Below are 22,708 nucleotides of genomic sequence, written 5' to 3'. Positions count from 1 at the left end.
TTGCTCTTTGCGGTATGAGGTCATTGCTCGCGCAGCCCGGCCACGTTGACCAGCCGCGCCACCTGGGCGTAGACGTGGCGCTTGAAGCCGTCATTGAACGGCCCGCTGGCGGCGGCGCGGCCAAGGTCGTAGGTGCGGTTGTCGGACTGGCCGCCGGAGGGCCGCAGCGTGCGCGCCAGCAGGTTCACGCGCACGGTGGTGACGTTGCCCCAGTTGGCGAGCGCATTGGTCCAGTCGTAGCCCGGCACGGTGGCGCAGGCGGCGGCGTTGTTGCTGCCCGGGTCGTCCACGTAGCAGTCGGCCGAGCCGTTGCTGTCCAGGTCCACGCCGTACAGCAGGTGCATGTCCTGCACGCCCTGCGCAACCGAGCGCGACTGGAACGCACCGCCCACCAGTTCGGCCATCTTCAGCGTGGGGATGCCGTCGCCGCCGTTGGTGCAGCGGTCGCAGCCGGCCAGGTAGAACACGCGCACCACGGCCTGGCGCAGCGCGGCGGGCTGGGCGGGATCGCAGGCCTTGGTGCGCAGACCGAAGGCCGCCGCGGCGCTGGCGTCGAAGACGAAGGAATTGGCGTCCTGCGGGCAGGCCGAGACCTGCAGGTAGGGCACGCCCGGCGTGGGCGCGGCCACCGGCGTGGTCGAAACGCGCCGCACCACCAGCACCTCGGAGGTCGCCGCCAGGTCAGGCAGGCATGGCGCCGCCACGCCGGGCCCATAGCCCGCCAGTGCCAGCGGCACGGTCAAGCCTGCCGCGGAGAAGCCCAGCGCCGCCGGGTCTGCCGCGCACAGCGCGGGCTCGGCCACGGTGGCGCCGCGCGCGATGCTGCCAGCGCCGAAGAAACCCGCCAGTTCCACCTCGCGCCGAATCTGGTCCAACGCGTAGCGGCCGTTCTCCACCTGCTCGGCCGACTTGACGAACTCGGTGCGCGACAGGCTGTTGGCGTAGTACAGGCTGGCCAGCGCGGTCAGCAGCACCAGGCCGATGGTGATGCCGATCATCAGCTCGATCAGCGAGACGCCGCGCTGGCGCCGCCGCAGGCGCCCGTTGGCAATGCGCAGCGTGTTCATGACACGGTCCCCAGTGTGCCGATGCGGATCTGCGTGCTGACCGCGCGGCGATAGGCATCGTTGCCGTACTGGTCCTTGCCACAGCCGAGCGCGGGCGCGCCGGTGGTGGCCAGGCCCTGCCAGGCGACGGTGATACGGTAGACCTGGCTGACGGCATCGACGGTCTCGATGCAGCCGCGCGCGCCGATCATGGCGCCCACCGCCTGCGCGGGGGCGCCGCTGGCGCCAGGGCGCTGCTCGGCGCTGCCAAGCAGCGCGGTGTTCCAGGCCTGCAGGTCGGCGTTGGCGGTGGCCTGCTGCGCCGCGGTGCCTTGCGTGCAGCCTGCGGGCGGCGCCGCGGTGGTGCCCAGCAGCATGCCGTTGGCACCGTTGGCGTAGCAGGTGGCGACCTGGCGGTTGGCGTTGATGCGCACCGCCATGTCCTGCAGCAGCGCCAGCGCCTGCACGCGCTGGTAGGACTCCATCTCGGTCTGGCCAGAGCGCGTCACCAGCCCCGCCGTGCCGAGCAGCGCGACCAGCAGGATCACCACTGCCACCAGCACTTCGATCAGCAGGAAGCCACCCTGCTGCCGGCGGACAGGCAAACGCGGCCGCGGCCGCGAGGTTCTGTGCGTCATGTGCAGGCTCCCGTGGCCGAGGCGACGCGGCCGGTCTCGCTGACCTGCACGCAGACGCGTGAGTTGGCGGAGGTATCGCCGCTTGGCGCGACCTCGAAGGTCATTGCCGCACCGGTGAGCCGGCCGTCGTTGCCGATGGCCAGTGCCCCGGCGGCGCTGGGGGTGATGGTCAGGCCGCTGTAGGGCCCGAAGGTGCGCACCGTCTCGGCGCCGGCGGTGACCGCCCAGCCGGCGGTCCACGCGGCGCCGGTGGCGGCCAGGCTGACGGTGGCGTTGCGCTTGACCGCTTCGCTGCGCGCCAGCACCAGCGCTGACGCCAGCTCCAACGAGGCACCGCGCACGCGCTGGCCCGCCACCAGCGACGCGAACGACGGCGCCGCCGCGACCGCCAGGATCGCCAGCACGCTCAGCGCGCACAGCAGTTCGACCAGGGTGAAGCCGCGCGTGTCCGCGCGCCGCGGCAACCGCATCAGTGAAGTGGCGCGCCGCATGATCAGTTCCAGCAGTTGGTGGCGGCGCCCGACGCGGTCTTGGCGCCGGCACTGGTCAGCGTCAGCGTGCCGCAGTCGGTGTCGCCGCTGAGCTGGCTGCCCAGCGGCGTGGCCACGATGGTGTAGCCGGGCGGCGGCGCCACGGTGGGCGCCACGGTGACCTGGTAGCGTCCCGCCAGCCCCGCCGGCACGGCCATGCCGAGCGCGCCGAGGTTGGCGGCATAGGCGCGGTTGTCGACCAGGAAACGCTCCTGCGCGCCCGAGACCTCGAGCATGAAGGACTCGATCGCCGCGCGGTTCGAGCGCACGACGTAACGGCTGTAGTTGGGAATGGCGACGGCGGCGAGGATGGCGATGACCGCCACGGCGATCATCAGCTCGATCAGCGTGAAGCCGCGCGCGGGCCTGCCACGGCATGGCATGCCGCCGGCCCCCTGTGCCATATCGATGGCACCCCTGGTGCGGAACCTGACCCGGCTCCCGCCCCCGGACGTGATTTGACCCTTGACCCGAAACGGCAGGTTGACCATCCCGCCGTGTCGCACTGCAGGGCTTCTATGTCCCATGCTCGCGCTCCGATACTCATTATGTCCCGGACGACCTATTTCCGGAGGTTATGGCGGGCAGTGTAAGTCACGACTTTTTAAAGGGTGAAGAAATTTCTGAAGGCGGTGCAGCAGCGTTGCGGCAATCCCACAAAAGGGGGCTTGCGCACATCGCAGGGCATACAGCTTTGGGCCGCGGCGGACGTTAACCGGACGCCAGTTGGACATCAAGCGGAAATCAACCGGCAGCGGGCCGGCAAGCGCGCCCCGGGGCGCAGCTGTGCAACAATCGTTACAACACCGAATCCGGAGTACCCATGCCGTCCGACCACCCTACCCAGCCGCCGCAGGACCTGGAGGCCCTGCTCGCGCTGTTGCGCAGCAGCTTCCCCGCGCTCAGCACGCAGTTCCAGAGCGGCGCGCGCTACCTGCTCGACCATCCGCAGGAAGTCCCGGTGCTGTCGATGCGCAAGATCGCCGCCAGCGCGGGGGTGCAGCCGGCCACGCTGGTGCGGCTGTCGCAGCATCTGGGCTTCGAGGGCTGGCAGGGGCTGCGTGAGCTGTTCGTCGATGCGCTGCGTGGCGGCACCCAGCCGTACGCGCGCCGTGCGCGCAAGGTGGTGCGCGAGAGCAGCGCCAGCCGCATGCTGGGCGAGATGCTGGACGCGCAGCACCACAACCTGGACATGATCGCGGCCAACAACGACCAGACGCTGCAGCATGCGGCGGAACTGCTGTCGCAGGCGGCGTGCGTGCATGTGGCCGGCTTTCGCGCGTGCTTCCCGATCGCGTTCACTTTCCAATACGTCTACCGGCTGTTCCGCAGCACGGTGCACCTGATCCGCGCCGAGGCCGGCACGCTGGAGATGGAGTTGCGCGGCCTCACGCCCAAGGATGCGGTGCTGGTGGTCAGCTTCGCCCCCTACTCGCAGGAAAGCATCCGCGTGGCCACGGCCGCGCGCGAGTGCGGCTGCAAGGTGATCGCGCTCACCGACAGCACGGTGGCGCCGATCGCGCTGGCGGCGGACTGCACGCTGCTGTTCCCGGTCGAGAGCCCGTCGTTCTTCCCGTCGATCACGGCCGGCGTCGCCGTGGTCGAGGCGCTGGTCGAACAGTTGCTGGCGCGCAAGGGCAAGGGTGCGATTCGCGCGCTGGAGCAGGCCGAGGGCGAGCTGCACCGCACCGGCGCCTACGTGCCGGCCGGGCGCGGCTGAGTTCGGCTGAGCGCGATTATTCGAAGGCTTCGTCGTTGGGACTGGCGTAGGCCTTCTTCAGCGGCTCGCTCATCGGCAGCTCGAAATTGACATGCTTGGGCGGCACCGGCGCGGCGAACCATCTGGCGTAGAGCTTGTTGATCTCGCCGCTCCTGATCAGCCCGGTGATGGCGCCATCGACCACCTGCTTGAAGCCCGGGTCGTCCTTGCGCATCATGAACGCGTAGGCCTCGAACGACTGCGGCGTGCCCACCACCGTCCATTCCGCCGGGTTCGGCGCCAGCGTGCGTGCGCCCGACAGCAGCACGTCGTCCATCATGAACGCCGCCACCCGCCCCGACTGCAGGATCAGAAACGACTCGCCATAGTCCTTGGCGCTCTGGATGCTGATATTGGCGCGCTTCTCGTCATTGAGCCGGCGCAGGATGCGCTCGGAGGTCGTGCCGGCATTGGTCACCACCGCCTTGCCCGACAGGTCGCCGAAGTCATGCACAGGGCTGCCCTTCTTCACCAGCAGCCGCGTGCCGGCGACAAAGAACGTGGTCGAGAACGCCACCTGCTGCTGGCGCGACTTCAGGTTGGTGGTGACGCCGCACTCCAGGTCCACGGTGCCGTTCTGCACCAGCGAGATCCGGTTCTGCGAGGTCACCGGCACCATGCGCACCTGCAGGTTCTGCACGCCGGTTTCGCGCTTCACCGCATCGATCACGCGGTCGCAGATGTCCTGCGAGAAGCCGATCACCTTCTGGTTGGCGTCGTAATACGAAAACGGGATCGACGAGGTGCGGTGGCCGATGGCGATCGTGCCCGAGGATTTGACCTTGGAAAGCGTGGGGCTGGCCGCAACGTCGGCGGCGTGCGCGACGCCGGCGGCGCCAGCGCAAAGCACCACGGCGGCGGCGAACGGTGCGAGCAACGCCCGGCGGCTCCGGCAACCACTGCGCTGGCGAGTGACTTCTGCTGCTTTCATGACAGGCTCTCCTTGGGTAGCGTTCACGCGATGCGCCATCGCGAGGGGAATCCTAGCCAATGAGAAACAAGTGTTCCATAATGGATAACCATGAAACATATGTATTTTCCCCCGGCGCAATGAAACAGATGCCGCGAGCACCCGCCCGGACGCGCGGGCATGGGGCAGCCATGCGCCGGGCGTGTGCAGGGCGCGGCAGGCGGGAAATGGCGGGGGAAAGACTTTGCCGGTGCGGCTCTTGGCGGGATGGCGCGGGCCAGGCGGCGGACGCGTGGAGCCGCCGCCCGCCGGAGTGGCTTGCTACAGGCACTTCTCCTGGTACGCCTGCTGCAGCGTCTTGCGCGGCCGCTCGCGTTCCAGTTCGGGCATGGTCCGGCCCTGGGCGGTTTCGATGCCCTGCCCGGAGGTGCGGTATTCACGCTTTGGCGCCGTGGCGATCTGGTCTGCCAGTTCGCGGCATTCGGCCGACTGGATGCTGCCGGGCGTCGCGGCGGGATCGGGCCGGTACGGCGTGGTGCCTTCCTGCACCGCCTCGTTGATCGCGGCGGCGGCGGCACCCTGGCCGTCCGGCTTCTGCGCGTGGGCGCTGCCGGCCATGGCGAGTGCGGCGATGGCGGCAAGGCGGATCAGGGATCGCTGGGGGCTCCGCATGATGGATGGCTCCTTTGGTCTGTGGCCCGATGGCCGGGGCAAGCTGCCAGCTTAGTCGTTCCCGGCCGGTCTGGCACCAGCGGCATTGCTGGTAGTCCGGGTAGTACCGGCATTTCGGGCAGTTAAGCCGTCGCCCGTACCGCTGCGTGGCCCCGCTAGTGCCTGCCGCGGTGCTCGTCCTCCTCGTCCAGCAGCCAGTCGCGGCGCATCATCACATAGGTGAACGAGGCAGACCAGCCGATCAGGATCAGCCCCACCAGCGGCTCGATGCTGGCGATCAGCCGGGTCGCGCCGACCGGGGACAGATCGCCCAGGCTCTGCGTGGTGAAGGTCTCCAGCGCAAAGTAGGCATAGACCAGCAGCGACGGCTCGCCGTGCCGGGTGGGCATGCCCGGCGCAGTGGACCCGGCCAGCCAGCCGAGCCCGAGCACGTTGTCAGCGAACCAGAACCCCAATGCGAACACCATCGCCTCCAGGCAATGGACCACGATGATGCAGACGATCAGCACGCCGATATTCACGCGCCCGCTCCAGCGCCTCGGATGCAGCCCCGACAACAGCCGCAGCGCTTCGTAGTGGATGCCGACAACCGCCACGGTCAGCACGGCGGCGCATAGCAGGGCCAGGGAATAGTGTGTGGCGGTGGAGGGTTCCATGCGCAAAGGGTTGGGCGGATCGGGGGCGGGCGCAGGCGACTGGTAATTGGCGCAGGGCAAAAAACGACGCCCTCCAAAATAGCACTGGAAGGCGTGTGGGAAAACCGGGGCGGGCGAATGGCTTGTAACGGCGCGTTGCGGTGCTCGCGGGCTCGTGACAGTTCGTTGTTGTACCGCCTGCCCTGGCTGAGGGAATGTGTTGGGGTGGTCGGCTGGCGGGACGGCGGCGGGGGCCGCTGTCCCCGTGCGCTCAGTTGCTCTTGCAGGCCAGGTTGACGTACAGCCCGCCGCCCCAGTTGAAGGGGCGGTTGCCGCTGACCTGGATCTGGATGATGTCATTGGCCGCCACCGCCGTCGTGGCCGCCGTCGCGCAGGTCCGGTTGGTGCCGCTGAGCTTGCATGCGTACCCGTCGGTGATGGCCAGCGGGCTCAGCGTTTCCAGCGCTGTGCCGCTGGCAACGCGGTACGCCACCACCGAGTACAGCGCGCTGTCCGGCACCGTCCCGGCCAGGCTGGCGGTCATGGTCAGCCCGCCGGTGCAGCCCACCGGCATCATCGCGCCGAAATAGGGATCGGCGCTCTGCAGGTCCAGCCCGCTGCCGTTCATCACATAGGTACCGTTGCCGCCTGGGGCGGTCGATACCGCGAAGTTGGCGGTGTAGATCAACGCGCCGCCGGGCTCGCCCTGCTCGCCTTGCGGTCCCTGCGCCCCCGTCTCGCCTTGTTCGCCCTGCTCACCCTGAGGGCCCGAGGCGCCGCTGTCGCCCTTCTCACCGCTGTCGCCCTTGTCGCCCTTGTCCCCCTTCTCGCCGTTCTCTCCCTGCGGGCCCTGCGCACCCGTTGCGCCATCGGCACCGGCGGGGCCGGCCGGGCCCACAGGGCCGGTCAGGCCGACCACGGAAATCCCGGTCGGCCAGCTATCGCCGGTCTTCGGCCCGAACAGCGTGTTGGTCGTCGTATTCAGGTAGAAGCTGCCTTCCGAGCCGTCCGCCGCGGCCGGGTCCGCCGGACCGTGCAGCAGCATCGCCCCGGGCGCGCCGGCCACGCCCTGCGGCCCGATCAGCGCCACGCCTGCGGGCCAGGCGCCGTTGGCCTTGGGACCGTACAGTGTCGAGGTCGATACATTGAGGTAGAAGTCCCCGTCCGTGCCGATATCGGCGCTCGGCGCATTGGCGCCGGACAGGATGGTCTTGCCGTTGACGCCAGACGGGCCGGGCACGCTTTCGGACGGGACGGCGTTGCTGGCCGGCGCGGAATCGCCGCCGCCCCCGCCGCAGCCGGCGACCAGGATGGCGAGGCAGGCGACCGGGATCGCCGCAAGTTTCAGGTTGATGCGTTGCATGATGGAGCCCCCCGTCTTTTTTTTAATGACCGGCCCGGATACGTACCGGGCGAGTTCAATTTAAGTCCTGCCGCGCGCCCTTTAAATCGGGCATCCGCACGGGCTGTTTCAGGAATGAAGCGCAGCCGCGCGCGCCAGGAAAATCCACCAAGCGCAGTATCCGGAAATGGCCTGGGCGAGCGGACGCTTGAAACCGCGAGTGCGCCGAAATGAAAGATGCAAACGCCGTAATACCTGCGCAGCGCAAAGGGTGAGCGTGAAGGGACGTTCGGAACGGACGCATGGCGGCTTGCGCAGACCACGTCTCGCGGCACGGTATTCGCGCCGCGTGCTGTTCCGTGCCGCCAATGCATAGCCTCGCCCGAATGGCTGAATTCCGGATGGGATGAGCGCTTGGCAGCGGTTTGCAGGCGTTTCAGCCGCGCATCAAATAATCGCCATATACCCCTTCGAGAGGGTATTTGAAGCGAGCCCGGAAAACCGGCCGGTGATTATGCCCGGGGTCGGAAGCGCTTGTGGACCGCGCGCGATGCACTATGCTGGAAATTTCAACTGCTCCCGGCGGAGGCCAACGTGCGCAAATCCATTTCGATCCTCGCGGCACTGCTGCTGTGCGGCGCCTCCGGCCTGGCGCTCGCCCACAATTGTCCCAACGAGATGAAGGCCATTGATGGCAAGCTGTCGACCAAGCCGGCGCTGTCGCCGGACGACGCAGCCAAGGTCGCCAAGCTGCGCGCCGATGGCGAGGCGTATCACAAGGCCGGCAAGCATGACGAAGCGATGAAATCGCTGCTCGACGCCAAGAAGATCCTGGGTATGTGATCCCTGCGGCAAAAAAGAGCCGCCGCGCAGCCATGCGCGGCGGCTTTGCCTTGTCTGCCCGTGTTGCCGGACGGGTGGACGGTGACCGGAGCCGCTCAGGAACCCGAGCCGACCTGCTGGATCACGCCATTGGGCGCCACCAGGTAATACTCCGCGCCAACACCGACCCAGCGCGTGCCCTTGCGCGGCGCCGGCAGGTTGTATTGCTTGTAGTCGTCGATCACATACTGGCGGTCCCTGAACTCGGTCGGCAGGCGGTCGCCTTTCTTCCATTGCTGCACCTGCATATACGGCGAGCTTTGCGCGGCAGGCGGCGCGGCCGTGGAGCCCGTCGTCGGCCTGGTGGTCCCCTTGGTGCTCCGGGTACCGGTGGTTCCGGTAGCGCCCGGGGGTTTGGTCGTGCCGGTGGCGTCAGGCATGGCTGTCGTGCCAGGGCTGCCTGTCATGCCTGGGGTGGTTGTCGGGCCTGGGGCGCCTGTCATGCCAGGCGTGGTGGTCGTGTCTGGGGTGCCGCCGGCGCCGGTGGCGCCAGCAGCGCCGGAGGCTGTGGCGCCGCCCTGTGCCTGCGCCAGGGCCAGCGGCGCTGCCAGCACGCTCGCGGCCAGCCACAGTGCCGGTATCGCTTTCTTGGTATTCATCGTGATCTCCTTGCGTACGGGAAAACCGAACTGCCGGAGGATCCGGACAGCACCTACAAGGTTAGAACACAAAAGTGCGCACCGGCCAACGCATATGCCGGGGTGCTGCACCGCACCAGGGCTGGTCCGGGCTACAGGTAGATCACCTCGATGGTGGCCATGCCTTCAAGCTGGATCGCGCTGGCGCCCGGCAGTTCACCCAGCCTGGCCAGGCCGGCCGAGACCTCGCCGCCCACGAGAAAGGTGCGGCCGCGCGCGAGTTGCCCGTTGGACACCCACGTGACCGCCTTGCCGTCGTTGCGCAAAACTCGGTCGCGGTCGCCCGCCTGCAGCACGGCTGGGATCAGGCATGCCTTAAAGCACGCGGCAAATGCGCGGGCAGGCCGCCGCTGCGCGCTTCCAGCGGCGCCCAGCGCTTACTGCGCGCCGCCCAGCAGGCCGTTGGCCCTGGCGTATTCGTACAGCTCGTGGTCATTGCTGAGCCCGAGCTTCTTCATCGCCACGCTCTTCTGCGCGCTGATGGTCTTGCTGCTGCGATTGGACTGGCGCGCGATCTCGACCAGCGGCACGCCGGCCGCGCACTGGCGCAGCACTTCCGGCTCGCGCCGGGACAGCCGCGCCCGCGGCTTCGGCGAGTCCAGCCCTCTGGCAGCGAGCAGCGCCTGCACCGAGGGCGGCAGGTAGCTATGGCCACGGAAGGCGGCATGAATTGCCGGCACCAGGTGCCGGACCGGATCGGTCTTGCTGAGAATGCCCGAGACGCCGGCCTGCTGGATATTGCGGATCAGCGCCGGGTTGTCGAGCATGGTAATGACGACGATGCGTGTGTGCGGATAGCGCCTGCGCAGCATCTGCAGCATCGGCAGGCCATCGCCGTGCTCGCCGCCGGGCATCGAGTAGTCCGTCACGATCACATCGCAGGGCGTGCTGTCCAGGTGCGCCACCAGTTCGCCGGAGTCGGCGGCGTGGCCCACTACGCTGAGCCCCACCTCGCACGCCAGCGCGCGCAGGATGCCACTGAGCACGACCGGGTGATCATCTGCGATCACGACCCTGATCATGGTTAAGCGTCTCCGGAACCTGACCGTGCGAGGCAGGCTTCCAGGTAAAGCCTGAGATCACCGATGCGATCCCGCGCGGCCTGCACGGCCCAGGCTGCACCGGCTTCCAGCTCCCGGCACAATTCGGCCGCCTCCTGCGCGCCGTCGACCTGCGCCAGGGCACCCCGCATGCGGTGCGCATGCGCCTGCACCGCATGCATGTCGCCACCGCCCGCGGCCGCGTGCAGGGCATCGAGATCAGCGTGCGTGGTCTGCACGAGCAGCGCTGGCGCCGCGTCGGCGTCATCCACGGCAGCTGGCATGGCGGCGACGGACGCAGCGCGCGTCGGCGCCAGATCCTGCAGGCATGCGGCCAGCGCCGGCAGCAAAACCGGCTTGCTGAGGCAGCGATCCATGCCAGCGGCCTGGCAACGCTTGGCTTCACCACCGTCGGCACTGGCCGTCAGTGCCACGATCGGCACCGCCGCCGTCTCACGCGAGCTGGTGCCAAGCACCAGCGTCACCGCAAAGCGGCTGCCCTCGCCCGGCGTGCTGGCGAACGCCACGTCGCCGCCCATCCGCCTGGCCAGCCGCCTGCAGATGGCCAGGCCAAGTCCTGCGCCGCCCTGGCGAGGCGCGCTCGCGGCATCGCCTTGCACAAAGGGCTCGAACAGGCAGGGCTGGAGTTCTTCGGCGATGCCGATGCCGGTATCGGCGACCTCCAGCATCAGCCGGACCCTGTCGGCAGGCGGCGGCAGCGGTTCGTGCCACATGCGGATAGTGACGCGCCCCTGCGCGGTGAACTTGATCGCATTGCGCACCAGGTTGGCGAGCACCTGCCTCACGCGCAGAGGATCGCCCACCAGCCACGGCAGGCCTGGCTGCGGCTCGCAGGAAAGCGCCAGGCCTTTGCCCAGGGCCAGCGGTGCCTGCGCACGCGCGACCGATTCCGCCAGCTCCACCGGATCGAACGGCACGGCGTCGAGCGCCAGCTGGCCGGCTTCAATGCGCGAATAGTCGAGCAGGTCATCAAGCAACTGCAGCAGCACGCGCGACGATGACGTGATCGTGGCCACCTGCTGCCGCTGCACGGCCGTCAGTTCCGTCATCGACAGCAGCTCAAGCGTGCCGAGCATGCCGTACAGCGGGGTCCGGATCTCGTGGCTCATGGCTGCGAGCAGGCGCGGGTTGACCGGGCGGGTCTCGGCGGCCTGCTCGCGCACTGCGCTGGTATCGGTGGGTTTCATCGGATCGCCCCGTCGTAGTGGGTGCGTGCGCGGCGCGCCAACCGGATTAGCGTTCGCGCCCGCGCTGCATGGCATGCAAAAAGAATAGCCCCGGCAAGCGCGGTTTGCCGGGGCTTTGGTTTGCATAGATTCGGTAAGGACTGAACGTTCGGAAGGCCTGCGTCCCGTGGGCAATCCGCGCACGACGATGCTCAACGTGGTGTTGAACTACTGAGGCCCCCCAGGAACGCTACCGCGCAGGCGCGCCGGGCAACTTCGCGCCTTGGCCCCGCTTTTGTATGGCTATGTATCCCGCTGCGGCGACGATACGTTGGGCAACAGAAACAGCCACCAGCCGCAACATCCGCGATACATCGCTCCTTTGAAATACGTGCCGTAGCCCGACGGCTTCCGTCGGCGATGGTCCATCACGCAAGGAGCAAAACCATGTTCAGTCATGTAGCGGTCGGCACCAACGACCTCGAACGCGCCAAGAAATTCTACGATGCCGTGCTGGGTGCGCTCGGCTATGGCGAAGGGGTACTGCGCCCCAAGGGCGACTATGTCTACGCCTCCGACAGCGGCCTTTTCATCGTGACGCCGCCGGTCGACGGGAAGCCGGCCACGCATGCCAACGGTGGCACCGTCGGCTTTGCCTGCCAGTCGGCCGAGCAGATCGAGCGCTGGCACGCCGCCGGCCTGGCCAATGGCGGCACATCGGTCGAGGATCCGCCCGGCATCCGCAACACCCCTGCCGGGGCGTTGTATCTCGCCTACATGCGCGATCCGGATGGCAACAAGCTGTGCGCGTTGCATCGCATGCCGGCCTGACACCATGCGAGCTGTGTCCCATTCCGCGAAAACTGGCAGAAATTCAGGGGTAATCGGGTGCTATCATCAGCCGGCACCGGCCGCCTCGGCCGCGAACCATCAAATGACGCAAGAGGAATGGGGCATTCGCAATCGCAGAAGCAGCAGACGCATGAGCGCATCGTGGAGGTTGCCGCGCGGCGTTTATGCGAGCATGGCCTGGAAGGGCTGAGCATCGCCAACCTGATGAAGGAGGTTGGCCTGACGCACGGGGGCTTTTACAAGCATTTCGAATCCCGCGACGAACTGGTCGCCGAAGCCCTTGCCTCTGCTTTCGCAAGCACCCAGGCACGCTCGGCCGCGCGAGCCACCTTCGAGGCGATGGTGTCGGCGTACCTGAGCAAGAGGCACCGCGACTCTCCGGGCAACGGCTGCGCCGTTGCGGCGGTGGTCAACGACATGGGCCGCGCCAACGAGGAGGCGCGCGCGCTATATACCGAGCAGGTACGCAAGAGCCTGGGAACTATCGGCGGGCTGCTGGCCGCGGCTGCCGATGCTGGCCACGATGCCGGAGCGATCGTCGCCCTGAGCACCATGGTCGGCGCGCTTGGCCTGGCTCGGGCGGTGGATGATCCAGCGCTGTCGGGAAAGATACTGGCCTCGGTACAGGAATTCCTGCTCGCGCAGTTCGATTCGGCGTCCGCCACGGACGACTAAGCAGGTCCCCTAAGGGCCGCGTCTGCGCTTCAGCATTCCGTCGGCCCCTCCTCTCACGAAGATCCCCGGCGCGCTTCATGCGCATACCTCATTGATCCCGCACGATTGATTCGCGCGAAAGGATGATGATTGACATCCATTTAGATGTCAATCATCATCCTCGACGGCCGCGGCGCACGACGTTCGCGCGCCCGCATAAGAGTCGTACATCGATCATGCGTTTCACAAAAAGAAAAAGAGGGGTCAAAACATGAAGTTCCTTGCTCAATGCCGCGCGCCTGGCAGCGCGGCATCCCGCGCCGTGCGCGCGTCGGTCTCGATGCTGGCTGCAATACTGCTGGCAACCGCCTGCGGTGGTGGTGGCGGTGACAGTGCTTCGACACCGCCACCACCACCACCCGTGCAGGAGCCGCTGGCCTATACGCCATTGTTCGCGGCCGATACGCCGCTGATGGAGCAGATCCAGTACCGCGAACCTGACGGCACGCTGGTCACGCTGATGGGCTCGCGCCCGACCGAGCGCCACGCACGCGAACGCGGCGAGCCGTGGGACGCCCCCGATGCGGGTCCGGGCCGTTACCTGACCTTCCCCACCTTCTACTTCCAGAACCGCACCTTCGGCCTCGAGATCCGCGACCATGTGCCGGCCGGGCGCCAGCGCATCGAGATTTATCTGCGGGTGAACCAGGGCATCTTCGACGGCACCACCTTCAGCCTGTTCCGCAATGTGCTCGATCCCAACGTGCGCGACTACGGCTGGGCGCTGAACTTCGGGTTCAACAATCCGAAGGAAGGCGGCCTGCCGATCTGCCGCGAGGGGCAGCCGCGCGAGGATTGCATGATGGTGGTCGATTCCAACTGGCGTACCGATCCGCACAGTACGCTGAAGATCGGCGACAGGATCGAGCTGGCGCCGGCACCCAGGCTCAAGCGCGATCCGGTGGTCGATGGCGGCGGCAGCCGCTACTACTCGTTCGAGCAGCTCTACGTCGTGGGCGTCGGCATGCGGCCGTGGTACGGCATCGTCCCGAACCTGGACTCCGAGGTCCTGCCTGACGAGACGCTGCTCGGCGGCCAGGCCAGCATCTCGTACAACTACTCGGAAGAACCGATGCGGGTGTTCCAGCAGATGGCGAACAATATCGGCATCGCCAACACCCAGCGCTTTGTCGAGGGCCGGCGCCTGTTCCACACCTCGTTCCTGGACGGCACGCACTCGGAACACGATGTCGACAACCCGAAATTCACCGCGCACATCGGCCAGCTCGGCCCACGCTACAACCAGCCGCGCTGTATCGAGTGCCATACCAACAATGGCCGCAGCGTGGCCGCGGGCATCGGCGCCAAGCTCGATACGCTTTCGTTCCTGACCGCCACGGCCGACGGCAAGGCCGATCCCGTCTACGGCCACAACGTGCAGCAGCACGCGCAGGATCCCGCTGCGCCTGCCTATGACGTGACCGTGCAGTCGTACGAGACCACGGTGCGCACCTTGCCCGATGGCGAGAAGGTGGAACTGGTCAAGCCGGTCTATGCGTTCAAGGGACCGGTGCCGGCGCGCTTCTCGACGCGCCAGGCGCCGCAGGTGATCGGCATGGGCCTGCTCGAGGCCGTTGCCGAGCCCACCATCCTGGCGCTGGCCGACCCGAACGATGCCAATGGCGACGGCGTGCGGGGCATCCCGAACTGGGTCGTCGATCCGGAGACTGGCAAGACCCACCTTGGGCGCTTCGGCTGGAAGGCCTCGAAGGGAAGCCTCAGGCAACAGGTCGCGGACGCGCTGCTGAAGGACATGGGCGTGACCTCTCCGGTCTTCCCGGACCGGGGTTGCCAGCGTGGCGCACCGGATTGCCGCGGCTCGACCGCGCCCACCGCGGTCAATGAAACCGAGCTGCAGCGCCTGTCGCACTACCTGTCGCTGATCGGCGTGCCGGCCCAGCGCAGCCTGCGCAGCGGCTTCCCGGATGGCATCCGGGTGTCGCCGGAGCATGACGTGAATCCCGCGCAGATCGCGCGCGGCAGCGAGCTGTTCGCGCAAGTCCGGTGCGTGGCCTGCCACACCCCGACCATGAAAACGGGCAACACGCACCCGTTTGCCGAACTGCGCGAACAGACCATCCATCCGTACAGCGACCTGCTGCTGCACGACATGGGCCCCGGCCTGGCCGACTCCCTCAGCGAGGGGCGCGCCTATCCGAGCCAATGGCGTACCGCGCCGCTGTGGGGCATCGGCTCGCTGCGCTTCGTCCAGGGCGGCGACCAGAACGTGCGCCTGCTCCACGACGGCCGCGCGCGCAACCTGCTGGAAGCGATCCTGTGGCACGGTGGCGAGGCAACGGACAGCCGGACGCGCTTTGAAGCGCTGCCGAAGGCTGACCGCAATGCCATCGCGGCGTTCCTGCAGTCGCTGTAATCCCGGGTGCCTGCCCGCTCTCCGGAGCGGGCAGGCGTGCACAAGCGTGACGGCTGGTCTCGCAGACCGATCCCATTCCTGAATTACAAATGAGCGTGCGCAAACGTATTGGCCACTGCCTGCTGGCAGTGATGATGGCATTCGCACTCGCCGCGTGCGGCGGTGGCGGGGAAGACAACACCACGAAGAATGGCAACGACAGCAATGGAGGCACGCCACCGGTCATGGCGCCCACCACGCCCCCTGCTTCGACACCGGCGACCGGCAAGAGCGCCAAGCGAGGCATCGCCTACGATCTCGCCAGCGCGGCCGACTTTGCCGCCCTGGCCCCCGGCGTTTCATGGTGGTACAACTGGGCCTCGCAGCCGAACGGCGCGGCGCCTGCCGATGCCAGGTCCGCCTACGGCATGGACTACATTCCCATGCTCTGGAACGACAACTTCGACGCCGTCGCCGTCGAGGCTTACCTGCTTGCCCGTCCGGGTATCCGGTACCTGCTGCTGATGAATGAGCCGAACCTGCTCGACCAGGCCAATCTCTCGCCGGCCGCCGCCGCCGCCGCATGGCCCCGCTACGAGAGCATCGCCGCTCGCACCGGCGTGAAACTGGTTGGCCCCGCGATCACATGGGGAACGATGCCAGGCTATGAAGACCCGGTAGCGTGGCTGGATGCGTTCTACGCTGCGTATCGTGCCGCCAACGGCAACCGCGACCCACGCATCGATTACCTCGCCTTCCACTGGTACGACTATGGCCTCGGCGGCCAGCTCGATCGCCTGGCCAAGTACGGCAAGCCGTTCTGGGTCACGGAGTTTGCCAACTGGCACGCAGGCAACGACGGCGCGCAGATCGACACGCTGGACAAGCAGAAGCGGCAGATGCAGGAGATGGTGGCGACGTGCGAACAGCGCGCTGACGTGTTCCGGTACGCGTGGTTCACGGGCAGGTGGAGCCATGACGTCCATTTCACCAGCCTGCTGGCCGCCGATGGAGCACTGACGGAGCTTGGGCGGTATTACCTCAGTCTGCCGTACTGAGCGGGGGAGCGCTGCACAACCGCTCTCCGCAGCGGTTGCACGTCACCCCCGCGATTTACTTGTGCTGCATCTCTACGACAGTCGGTTTTCCGTCGACGCTGTCGAAGGTTGCCGATACCGCATCGCCCTCCTTGAAGTTCTTCAGCGAAGCGCGGTCCTTGACCGGAAATGCCATGGTCATCGGGCCCATTCCGAGGTTGGCGATAGGACCATGCTTCAGCGTGACCTTGCCGGCCTGCACATCGATCTTCCTGATCTCGGCCGCCACGGGTTGCGGCGCCGGTTGCGAGGAGGCGGACGGCTTCATGTCCATGCCGCCCATCGAGCCCGCCGCGAATGCGGCCGGCATGGTGGCGAAAGCCAGTACGAATGCGAGAGTCTTGGCGGATTTCATTGCGGTTTCCGTTGAAGTGAAGGATGGGTGGAACCAGAAGGCGTTGTGATGTGGCGCCGACGTAGCAGCAGGTACACCGCCGGCACCACGAACAACGAAAGCAAAGGCGCCGTAAGCATGCCGCCGACCATCGGCGCTGCAATACGCTGCATGACCTCCGAGCCGGTGCCATGCGACCACATGATCGGCAGCAGGCCGGCAAGGATGACGGCGACGGTCATGGCCTTGGGGCGCACGCGCAGCACTGCGCCTTCCTGGATGGCGTCAAGCAGCGCGGACAGGCTGGCGTCGCCCCGAGCCTCGCGCGCGGTCCATGCCTGCTTCAGGTAGAGGAGCATGATGACGCCGAATTCCGCCGCCACGCCTGCCAGCGCGATAAAGCCGACCACGCCGGCAACCGACAGGTTGTAGCCGAGCAGGTAAAGCAGCCAGAAGCCGCCGATCAGCGCCAGCGGCAGCGTGCCCATGATCAGCAGCGCTTCATCGAGACGGCCGAACACCAGGTAAAGCAGCACGAAGATGATCAGCAGCGTGAACGGCACCACCACCTTCAGCCTGGCGGCTGCCCGCTCCAGGTATTCGAACTGCCCCGACCAACTCACTGAGTAGCCGGCCGGCATCGGGACCACCCTGGCGACGGCGGCCTGCATATCGTGGACGGCCGAACGCAGGTCGCGCCCGCGGATGTCGACGTACACCCAGCCGGACAGGCGGGCGTTCTCGCTGCGCAGCATCGGCGGCCCCTGCACCACCTGGATGCGCGCCACGTCGGACAGCACGATCTGCTGGCCCCTGTCGGTGACGATGGGCAGGCTGCGCAATTGCTCCACCGAATCGCGGTAATCGCGCGGATAGCGGACATTGATGGGGAAGCGCGCCAGGCCGTCGACCACCTCGCCCACATTGTCGCCGCCGATGGCCGACGAGACCACGCTCTGCACGTCCGCGATATTGAGGCCGTACCTGGCGGCTGCCAGCCGGTCGATATCGATGTCGACGTAGCGCCCGCCCGCCAGGCGCTCGGCCAGCGCCGACGTGACGCCCGGCACGGTCTTGACGGCCTCCTCGATGCGCGTCGCCAGGCGGTCGATCTCCCTCAGGTCGGCGCCCGCCACCTTGATCCCGACTGGGCTCTTGATGCCGGTGGCCAGCATGTCGATCCGGTTGCGGATCGGCGGCACCCAGATATTGGACAAACCCGGCACCTTCACCACGCGGTCGAGTTCCTCCACCAGCTTGTCGGTGGTCATGCCGGCACGCCACTGGTCGCGCGGCTTGAACTGGATGGTGGTCTCGAACATCTCCAGTGGCGCCGGATCGGTCGCGGTATCGGCGCGGCCTGCCTTGCCGAATACGGTTGCCACCTCCGGCACGGTCCTGATCAGGCGATCGGTCTGTTGCAGCAACTGCGCCGCTTTGCCGGCGGATAGCCCCGGCAACGCCGACGGCATATAGAGCAAGTCGCCCTCGTCGAGCGGCGGCATGAACTCGCCGCCGATTCGCATGGCCGGCCACGCCGTCGCGGCTAGCAGCACCGCGGCGATCGCCAGGGTGGTCTTGGGCCAGGCCAGCACCCGCGCCAGCACCGGGCGATAGGCGCGGATCAGCCATCGGCTCAACGGATTGGACTGCTCCGACGGAATCCGGCCGCGGATCAGGTAGCCCATCAGCACCGGGACCAGCGTTACCGACAGGCCTGCCGCCGCCGCCATTGAATAGGTCTTGGTAAAGGCCAGCGGCGAGAACAACCGGCCCTCCTGCGCCTCCAGCGTAAATACCGGGATAAACGACAGCGTGATGATCAGCAGCGAGAAGAACAGCGCCGGTCCCACCTCGGCCGCCGCTTGCCCGATCACGCTCCAGCGCTCGCTGCCCGTCAGCTTGCGGCCGGGTTGGTCCGTATGCCAGTGCTCCAGGTGCTTGTGCGCGTTCTCGATCATGACGACCGCGGCATCGACCATGGCACCGATGGCAATGGCGATGCCGCCCAGTGACATGATGTTGGCGTTGATGCCCTGGTAGCGCATCACCAGGAAGGCCGCCAGCACACCCAGCGGCAGCGAGACGATGGCCACCAGCGCGGAACGCAGGTGGAACAGGAACAGCAGGCAGACCAGCGCGACAACGATGAACTCTTCGACCAGCTTGTGGGTCAGGTTTTGCACCGCGCGGTGTATCAGCGCGGAGCGGTCGTAGGTGCTCACGATCTGCACGCCGGCCGGCAGGCTCTTCTGCAGCGTGGCGAGCCTGGCCTTGACCGCCTCGATGGTTTCCAGCGCGTTCTTGCCCGAGCGCATCACGATGACGCCGCCGGCAACCTCGCCCTGGCCATCGAGTTCGGCGATGCCGCGCCGCGTCTCCGGACCGAGCTGCACGGTAGCGACATCGCCCAGCCGCACCGGAATCCCGGCGTCGCTGGTCACCAGCGGGATCTGCCGGAAGTCGTCGAGCGTCTTCAGGTAGCCGCTGGCGCGGACCATGTACTCGGCCTCGCCCATTTCCAGCACCGACCCGCCGGCTTCCTGGTTGGCGCCTTTGAGCGCAGCCAGCACCTTGCCTTGCGACAGGTTGTAGGCGCGCATCCGGTCCGGCATCAGCACGACCTGGAACTGCTTCACCATGCCGCCGAGCGACGCGACCTCGGCGACGTTGGGCAGCGATTTGAGCTCGAAGCGCAGGAACCAGTCCTGCAGTGCGCGCAACTGGCCGAGGTCATGCTGGCCGGTCTTGTCCACCAGCGCGTACTCGTAGATCCAGCCGACGCCGGTGGCGTCGGGCCCCAGCGCCGGCCTGGCCGCCGCGGGCAGGCGGGATTGCACCTGGTTCAGGTATTCCAGCACGCGCGAGCGCGCCCAGTACAGGTCGGTGCCATCCTCGAACAGCACGTAGACAAAGGAATCGCCGAAGAAAGAATAGCCTCGCACCGTCCTGGCGCCGGGTACCGACATCATCGTGGTGGTCAGCGGATACGTGACCTGGTTCTCGACGATCTGCGGCGCCTGGCCGGGAAACGGCGTGCGGATGATGACCTGCACGTCGGACAGGTCAGGCAGGGCGTCGAGCGGCGTGCTGCGCACGGCCCACAGGCCCCATGCGGTCAGCAGGACCGTGGCCAGCAGCACGAGGAAGCGGTGGCGAATCGAGGCCAGGATCAGGCGCGCGATCATTGCCGGCTCCCTTGGGCGCTGGCTGCCGGCTCGACCGACGACAGCCTGGCCACGCCATCGTTGTCGAGATGAAAGCGGAAGCGGATGTTGTCGCCTGCCTTCAGTCCGTTGGGCAGGCCCGTTGGTGGCGCGGCGAAGTCCATGGTCATCGCGCCCCACTGTGCCGACGGAATCGGACCGTGCGAGATCGTGACGCTCTCGGCGCCGTTCACGGCTTCGATGCGGCCGGTGCCTTCATGCTCGGCGGCCGGCACGGCCGGCGCCGCAGGCGCGGTCGACATGCGTGCGGCGGTGCCGCGCAGGCTGGCTTCAGAGTCGAGCAGGAACTGGCCGGACGTGACCACTTTCTGCCCCGGCTTCAGTCCGTCCAGCACCTCGACCATGCCCTCGGCCTCTTGGCCGGTCTTGATTTCGGTCGCGACAAAGCCCGCCTTGCCTGCATCCACCATGACGATGTTGCGCTGCCCTGTGCGAATGACCGACTCCGCCGGGATCAGCAGCGCGTCCTTTCCGGCGCCGCTGTCAAAGCTGACCGTCACGAACATCCCCGGCAACAGCTGCCTGCCCTTGTTGGGCAGGACAATGCGGGCCCTGACCGTTCGTGTCGCCGGATTGACGTCGGGGAGGATGGCGTCGACCTTGCCGGCGATGGCATCGGCCGCGCCGCCCGGCTGTACCCTGGCCCCGACGCCAGGGCGGATCGCGCCGGCCTGCCCCGACGGGATCTCGGCAATCACCCACACCTGGCTGAGGTCGGCCAGGCGGAAGAGGGTCATGCCAGGCGAGACGGTCATGCCCTCGCGCACCCCCACCTCGGTCACGAGCCCATCGACCGGGCTCACGACGGCAAGATTGGGCTGCAGCTTGCCCGAGGACTCCACCGCGCGGACCTGGTCCGGCGTCATGCCCGCCTGCAGCATGCGGGCCCTTGCGGCACCGCGCAGGTCGCCAGAATGCTCGCCCGCCGCCATGCGCGAGACGGCAAGAAACTCCTCCTGGGCCGCGACCCAGTCGGGCGAATACAAGGTCGCCAGCGGCTGGCCCCGCCGGACGGGGTCGAGGGTGGCCCTGACCGCAACCTGCTGGACGAAGGCGTTGGTGCGCGCCTGGATCACGCGCACGCTGCGCTCGTCGATGGCGACATTGCCGGGCGCCTGGAGCACGGCGCCCAGCCGCCCGGACTTGACCTCGGCCGTGCGAATACCCAGGTTCTGGGCGACGTGGCTGTCCACCGTGACACCACTCCCGCCGCCATCACCGTCCGCGTAGACCGGCACCAGCTGCATGTCCATGAATGGGGACTTGCCCGGTTTGTCGAAGCGCTGGCCGGGCACCATGGGATCGTGCCAGTACAGGATCTTCTTGCCGGTTCGGGGGTCGGTGTCGCCGGCTTTAAGGGCGGATTCCGCACCGGGCACGGCCGACGTCTGCGCGGACTGCGTTCCCCGTGCAAGCCCGAGCCGGTAGGCGCCGTAGAGAGCGGCGCAGACGACAAACAGCCCGGCCATCGCTGCAATGGCGTGCTTTTTCATTTGGCTTCCTTCATGGCGGGCTCGGTCTGCGCGGTGGGCAGCGGCACCAGGTAGTTCAGGTCGGCCCACAGCTTCGCGGTCTTTGCCTCGAGCAGCAGGCGATCCATGGCGGTATCGATGGCGCGATGGTTCGCTTCGGCGACGGCCAGCAGCGGGCCCGTGTTGGCCCGGTAGGCCGTCAGCGCCGCCTCCGCCTGCGCGCGGGCGAGCGGCAAGGTCTTGTCGTCGTAGCGTCGCAGGCGCTCAAGGTTGCGCTGCAGTTCGGCAAGCCGGGCGCCGACCATGGCCTGGGTATTGCGCCGGATCACTTCCAGCCTGGCCCGCGCTTCGCCTGCCTGCGCCAGCCGCGCCGATATATCCCGGTCCTGGCGATTGCCCTGGTCCCACGGCACCGGGAAGCTGACATTGAGCGATCCCATATTGGAGTAGGCCGAGCCGCGCTGGCTGTACATCAGCTCGACCGTCACATCGGGCCTGGCGGCTTGCCTGGCCAGCTGGATCTCCGATTCCGCCAGGGCCACGTCGCGCTGCGCAGCCGAGAGTTCGGGCACGGCCTCGAATTCGCCCTGCGCCAGTTGCAAGGCGCCCTGCGGCACGTCGAGCAGCGGCCGGTCCGATAGCGGCCGCCGGGCCGCGGCGCCGATCCAGCGTTCCAGGTTGAGCGTGGCGGTAGCCAGGGCGGCCCGGTTCTCGTCCTCGCGGTCATGCAGTTTCTGGATTTCCAGCTCCATCGCCAGTACGTCCGCGCGCGAGCCGCGCCCGCCCCGGTAGGCAGCAGTGGCCGCCTGCACCGCCAGTTCAAGCGGCTGGCTGTGATGGCCGAGCAGGACGCCGGCCTGTTCGGCATACCAGCGGTCGAGCCAGGCACTTACGGCATTGCGCTGCACGTTGGCCAGTCCGACTGCGCGCTGCGCCTCGGCGGCGGCGGCTTCCGCTTCGAAACGCGCCGCTTTGGCGCGACGCTTGTCCGCGCGCGTGAATTCCTGTGTCACGCTGACGGAGCGCATGGTCATGGAGTCTCGGCTCAGCGAGAACTGGTCAGAGCCGTTGACAGGAACATTGTTGATCCCGAGCTTGAGCACGGGGTCCGGCAGCTGGCCGGCGGCGACCGCCATTTGCACGGCGGCCTCGACGGCGCCGCGCGAGGATTCGGCGTCGCCTGCATGACCGCTCGCGATCGCAACGGTTTCCGCGAGGGACAGCGAAGATTGCGCGGGGGCGCCCTGCGGCGCGGCCAGGCCGACAGCAGGCGCGCTAAGCAGCGCCACGGTCAGGTGACGTAGAAAATGCATAAAGCCTCCGGGAGCGACAACTGCCGCCCGCACGGGAAGCGGGCAGCACCAGGTGACGTCGAACCGG

The 22,708-nt window shown here is 67.6% G+C and carries 22 protein-coding genes; 6 read left to right on the top strand and 16 right to left on the bottom strand.

Going from position 1 to position 22,708, the window contains the following annotated elements; translation table 11 throughout:
• Positions 1–20: 20 nt before the first annotated feature.
• The 4 genes from AC10V3_RS01990 to AC10V3_RS01975 are packed head-to-tail and all read right to left on the bottom strand — an operon-like array spanning position 21 to position 2,597.
• Positions 21–1,067, bottom strand: a complete 1,047-nt coding sequence (locus tag AC10V3_RS01990; RefSeq protein WP_349605465.1) for a PilW family protein — start codon at positions 1,065–1,067, stop codon at positions 21–23.
• Positions 1,064–1,684, bottom strand: a complete 621-nt coding sequence (gene pilV / locus AC10V3_RS01985) for a type IV pilus modification protein PilV (RefSeq protein WP_022533498.1) — start codon at positions 1,682–1,684, stop codon at positions 1,064–1,066. The genes AC10V3_RS01990 and pilV overlap by 4 nt, the downstream gene beginning before the upstream one ends.
• The gene (locus AC10V3_RS01980) at positions 1,681–2,175 is read right to left on the bottom strand and encodes a GspH/FimT family pseudopilin (RefSeq protein ID WP_022533497.1); all 495 of its coding nucleotides are present in this window, start codon (positions 2,173–2,175) and stop codon (positions 1,681–1,683) included. The genes pilV and AC10V3_RS01980 overlap by 4 nt, the downstream gene beginning before the upstream one ends.
• 2 nt (positions 2,176–2,177) lie before the next feature.
• Positions 2,178–2,597, bottom strand: coding sequence for a type IV pilin protein (locus AC10V3_RS01975; RefSeq protein ID WP_041681229.1), 420 nt, complete (start codon positions 2,595–2,597; stop codon positions 2,178–2,180).
• A 440-nt stretch (positions 2,598–3,037) separates the two neighbouring features.
• Here AC10V3_RS01975 and AC10V3_RS01970 point away from each other — a divergent pair, with 440 nt between their 5' ends.
• Positions 3,038–3,934 carry a MurR/RpiR family transcriptional regulator gene (locus AC10V3_RS01970; RefSeq protein ID WP_490923016.1) on the top strand — a complete coding sequence of 299 codons (897 nt, stop codon included), beginning with the start codon at positions 3,038–3,040 and terminating at the stop codon, positions 3,932–3,934.
• Positions 3,935–3,950: 16 nt separating this feature from the next.
• On the opposite strand, the gene AC10V3_RS01965 is transcribed toward AC10V3_RS01970, so the two are convergent.
• The 4 genes from AC10V3_RS01965 to AC10V3_RS01950 form a co-directional block, all read right to left on the bottom strand.
• Positions 3,951–4,904: a glutamate/aspartate ABC transporter substrate-binding protein gene (locus AC10V3_RS01965; protein ID WP_490923015.1), complete on the bottom strand. Its 954-nt coding sequence runs from the start codon at positions 4,902–4,904 to the stop codon at positions 3,951–3,953.
• A 300-nt stretch (positions 4,905–5,204) separates the two neighbouring features.
• Positions 5,205–5,555 (bottom strand): hypothetical protein, encoded by a 351-nt coding sequence (locus tag AC10V3_RS01960; protein WP_022533493.1) that lies wholly within the window; start codon positions 5,553–5,555, stop codon positions 5,205–5,207.
• A gap of 155 nt (positions 5,556–5,710) precedes the next feature.
• Positions 5,711–6,211: an ion channel gene (locus tag AC10V3_RS01955; RefSeq protein WP_022533492.1), complete on the bottom strand. Its 501-nt coding sequence runs from the start codon at positions 6,209–6,211 to the stop codon at positions 5,711–5,713.
• Positions 6,212–6,461: 250 nt separating this feature from the next.
• On the bottom strand, positions 6,462–7,553 hold the full coding sequence (locus tag AC10V3_RS01950; RefSeq protein WP_349605461.1) for an ICP22 family protein: 1,092 nt from the start codon (positions 7,551–7,553) through the stop codon (positions 6,462–6,464).
• Positions 7,554–8,126: 573 nt separating this feature from the next.
• Here AC10V3_RS01950 and AC10V3_RS01945 point away from each other — a divergent pair.
• Positions 8,127–8,375: a PA2433 domain-containing protein gene (locus tag AC10V3_RS01945; RefSeq protein WP_041680932.1), complete on the top strand. Its 249-nt coding sequence runs from the start codon at positions 8,127–8,129 to the stop codon at positions 8,373–8,375.
• A gap of 95 nt (positions 8,376–8,470) precedes the next feature.
• On the opposite strand, the gene AC10V3_RS01940 is transcribed toward AC10V3_RS01945, so the two are convergent.
• From AC10V3_RS01940 to AC10V3_RS01925, 4 genes are all read right to left on the bottom strand, one after another.
• Complete coding sequence (locus AC10V3_RS01940) at positions 8,471–9,013, bottom strand: RcnB family protein (RefSeq protein WP_374063640.1); 543 nt, start codon at positions 9,011–9,013, stop codon at positions 8,471–8,473.
• 131 nt (positions 9,014–9,144) lie between these two features.
• A complete protein-coding gene (locus tag AC10V3_RS01935; protein ID WP_349605459.1) occupies positions 9,145–9,348 on the bottom strand; it encodes a hypothetical protein in 204 nt (67 codons plus the stop codon).
• Between the two features lie 81 nt (positions 9,349–9,429).
• Complete coding sequence (locus AC10V3_RS01930) at positions 9,430–10,074, bottom strand: response regulator (protein WP_349605458.1); 645 nt, start codon at positions 10,072–10,074, stop codon at positions 9,430–9,432.
• A gap of 2 nt (positions 10,075–10,076) precedes the next feature.
• On the bottom strand, positions 10,077–11,300 hold the full coding sequence (locus AC10V3_RS01925) for a hybrid sensor histidine kinase/response regulator (RefSeq protein WP_490923014.1): 1,224 nt from the start codon (positions 11,298–11,300) through the stop codon (positions 10,077–10,079).
• Between the two features lie 426 nt (positions 11,301–11,726).
• Between AC10V3_RS01925 and AC10V3_RS01920 the strand changes: the two genes are divergently transcribed.
• The 4 genes from AC10V3_RS01920 (at position 11,727) to AC10V3_RS01905 (ending at position 16,256) form a co-directional block, all read left to right on the top strand.
• Positions 11,727–12,110, top strand: a complete 384-nt coding sequence (locus AC10V3_RS01920) for a VOC family protein (RefSeq protein WP_022533485.1) — start codon at positions 11,727–11,729, stop codon at positions 12,108–12,110.
• Positions 12,111–12,227: 117 nt separating this feature from the next.
• On the top strand, positions 12,228–12,806 hold the full coding sequence (locus tag AC10V3_RS01915; protein ID WP_349605455.1) for a TetR/AcrR family transcriptional regulator: 579 nt from the start codon (positions 12,228–12,230) through the stop codon (positions 12,804–12,806).
• A gap of 250 nt (positions 12,807–13,056) precedes the next feature.
• Positions 13,057–15,219, top strand: a complete 2,163-nt coding sequence (locus AC10V3_RS01910; RefSeq protein ID WP_349605453.1) for a di-heme oxidoreductase family protein — start codon at positions 13,057–13,059, stop codon at positions 15,217–15,219.
• Positions 15,220–15,308: 89 nt separating this feature from the next.
• The gene (locus AC10V3_RS01905) at positions 15,309–16,256 is read left to right on the top strand and encodes a glycosyl hydrolase (protein WP_041680930.1); all 948 of its coding nucleotides are present in this window, start codon (positions 15,309–15,311) and stop codon (positions 16,254–16,256) included.
• A 55-nt stretch (positions 16,257–16,311) separates the two neighbouring features.
• On the opposite strand, the gene AC10V3_RS01900 is transcribed toward AC10V3_RS01905, so the two are convergent.
• The 4 genes from AC10V3_RS01900 to AC10V3_RS01885 are packed head-to-tail and all read right to left on the bottom strand — an operon-like array spanning position 16,312 to position 22,641.
• Positions 16,312–16,650, bottom strand: coding sequence for a copper-binding protein (locus AC10V3_RS01900; RefSeq protein WP_022533481.1), 339 nt, complete (start codon positions 16,648–16,650; stop codon positions 16,312–16,314).
• Complete coding sequence (locus tag AC10V3_RS01895) at positions 16,647–19,817, bottom strand: efflux RND transporter permease subunit (protein ID WP_022533480.1); 3,171 nt, start codon at positions 19,815–19,817, stop codon at positions 16,647–16,649. Before AC10V3_RS01895 ends, AC10V3_RS01900 begins: the two co-directional genes overlap by 4 nt.
• The gene (locus AC10V3_RS01890; protein WP_022533479.1) at positions 19,814–21,349 is read right to left on the bottom strand and encodes an efflux RND transporter periplasmic adaptor subunit; all 1,536 of its coding nucleotides are present in this window, start codon (positions 21,347–21,349) and stop codon (positions 19,814–19,816) included. Before AC10V3_RS01890 ends, AC10V3_RS01895 begins: the two co-directional genes overlap by 4 nt.
• Positions 21,346–22,641: a TolC family protein gene (locus tag AC10V3_RS01885; protein WP_022533478.1), complete on the bottom strand. Its 1,296-nt coding sequence runs from the start codon at positions 22,639–22,641 to the stop codon at positions 21,346–21,348. Before AC10V3_RS01885 ends, AC10V3_RS01890 begins: the two co-directional genes overlap by 4 nt.
• Between the last annotated feature and the right edge of the window lie 67 nt (positions 22,642–22,708).

The organism is Cupriavidus sp. PB-02, from assembly GCF_058252315.1.
This window is presented reverse-complemented; position numbering and strand designations above follow the sequence as displayed.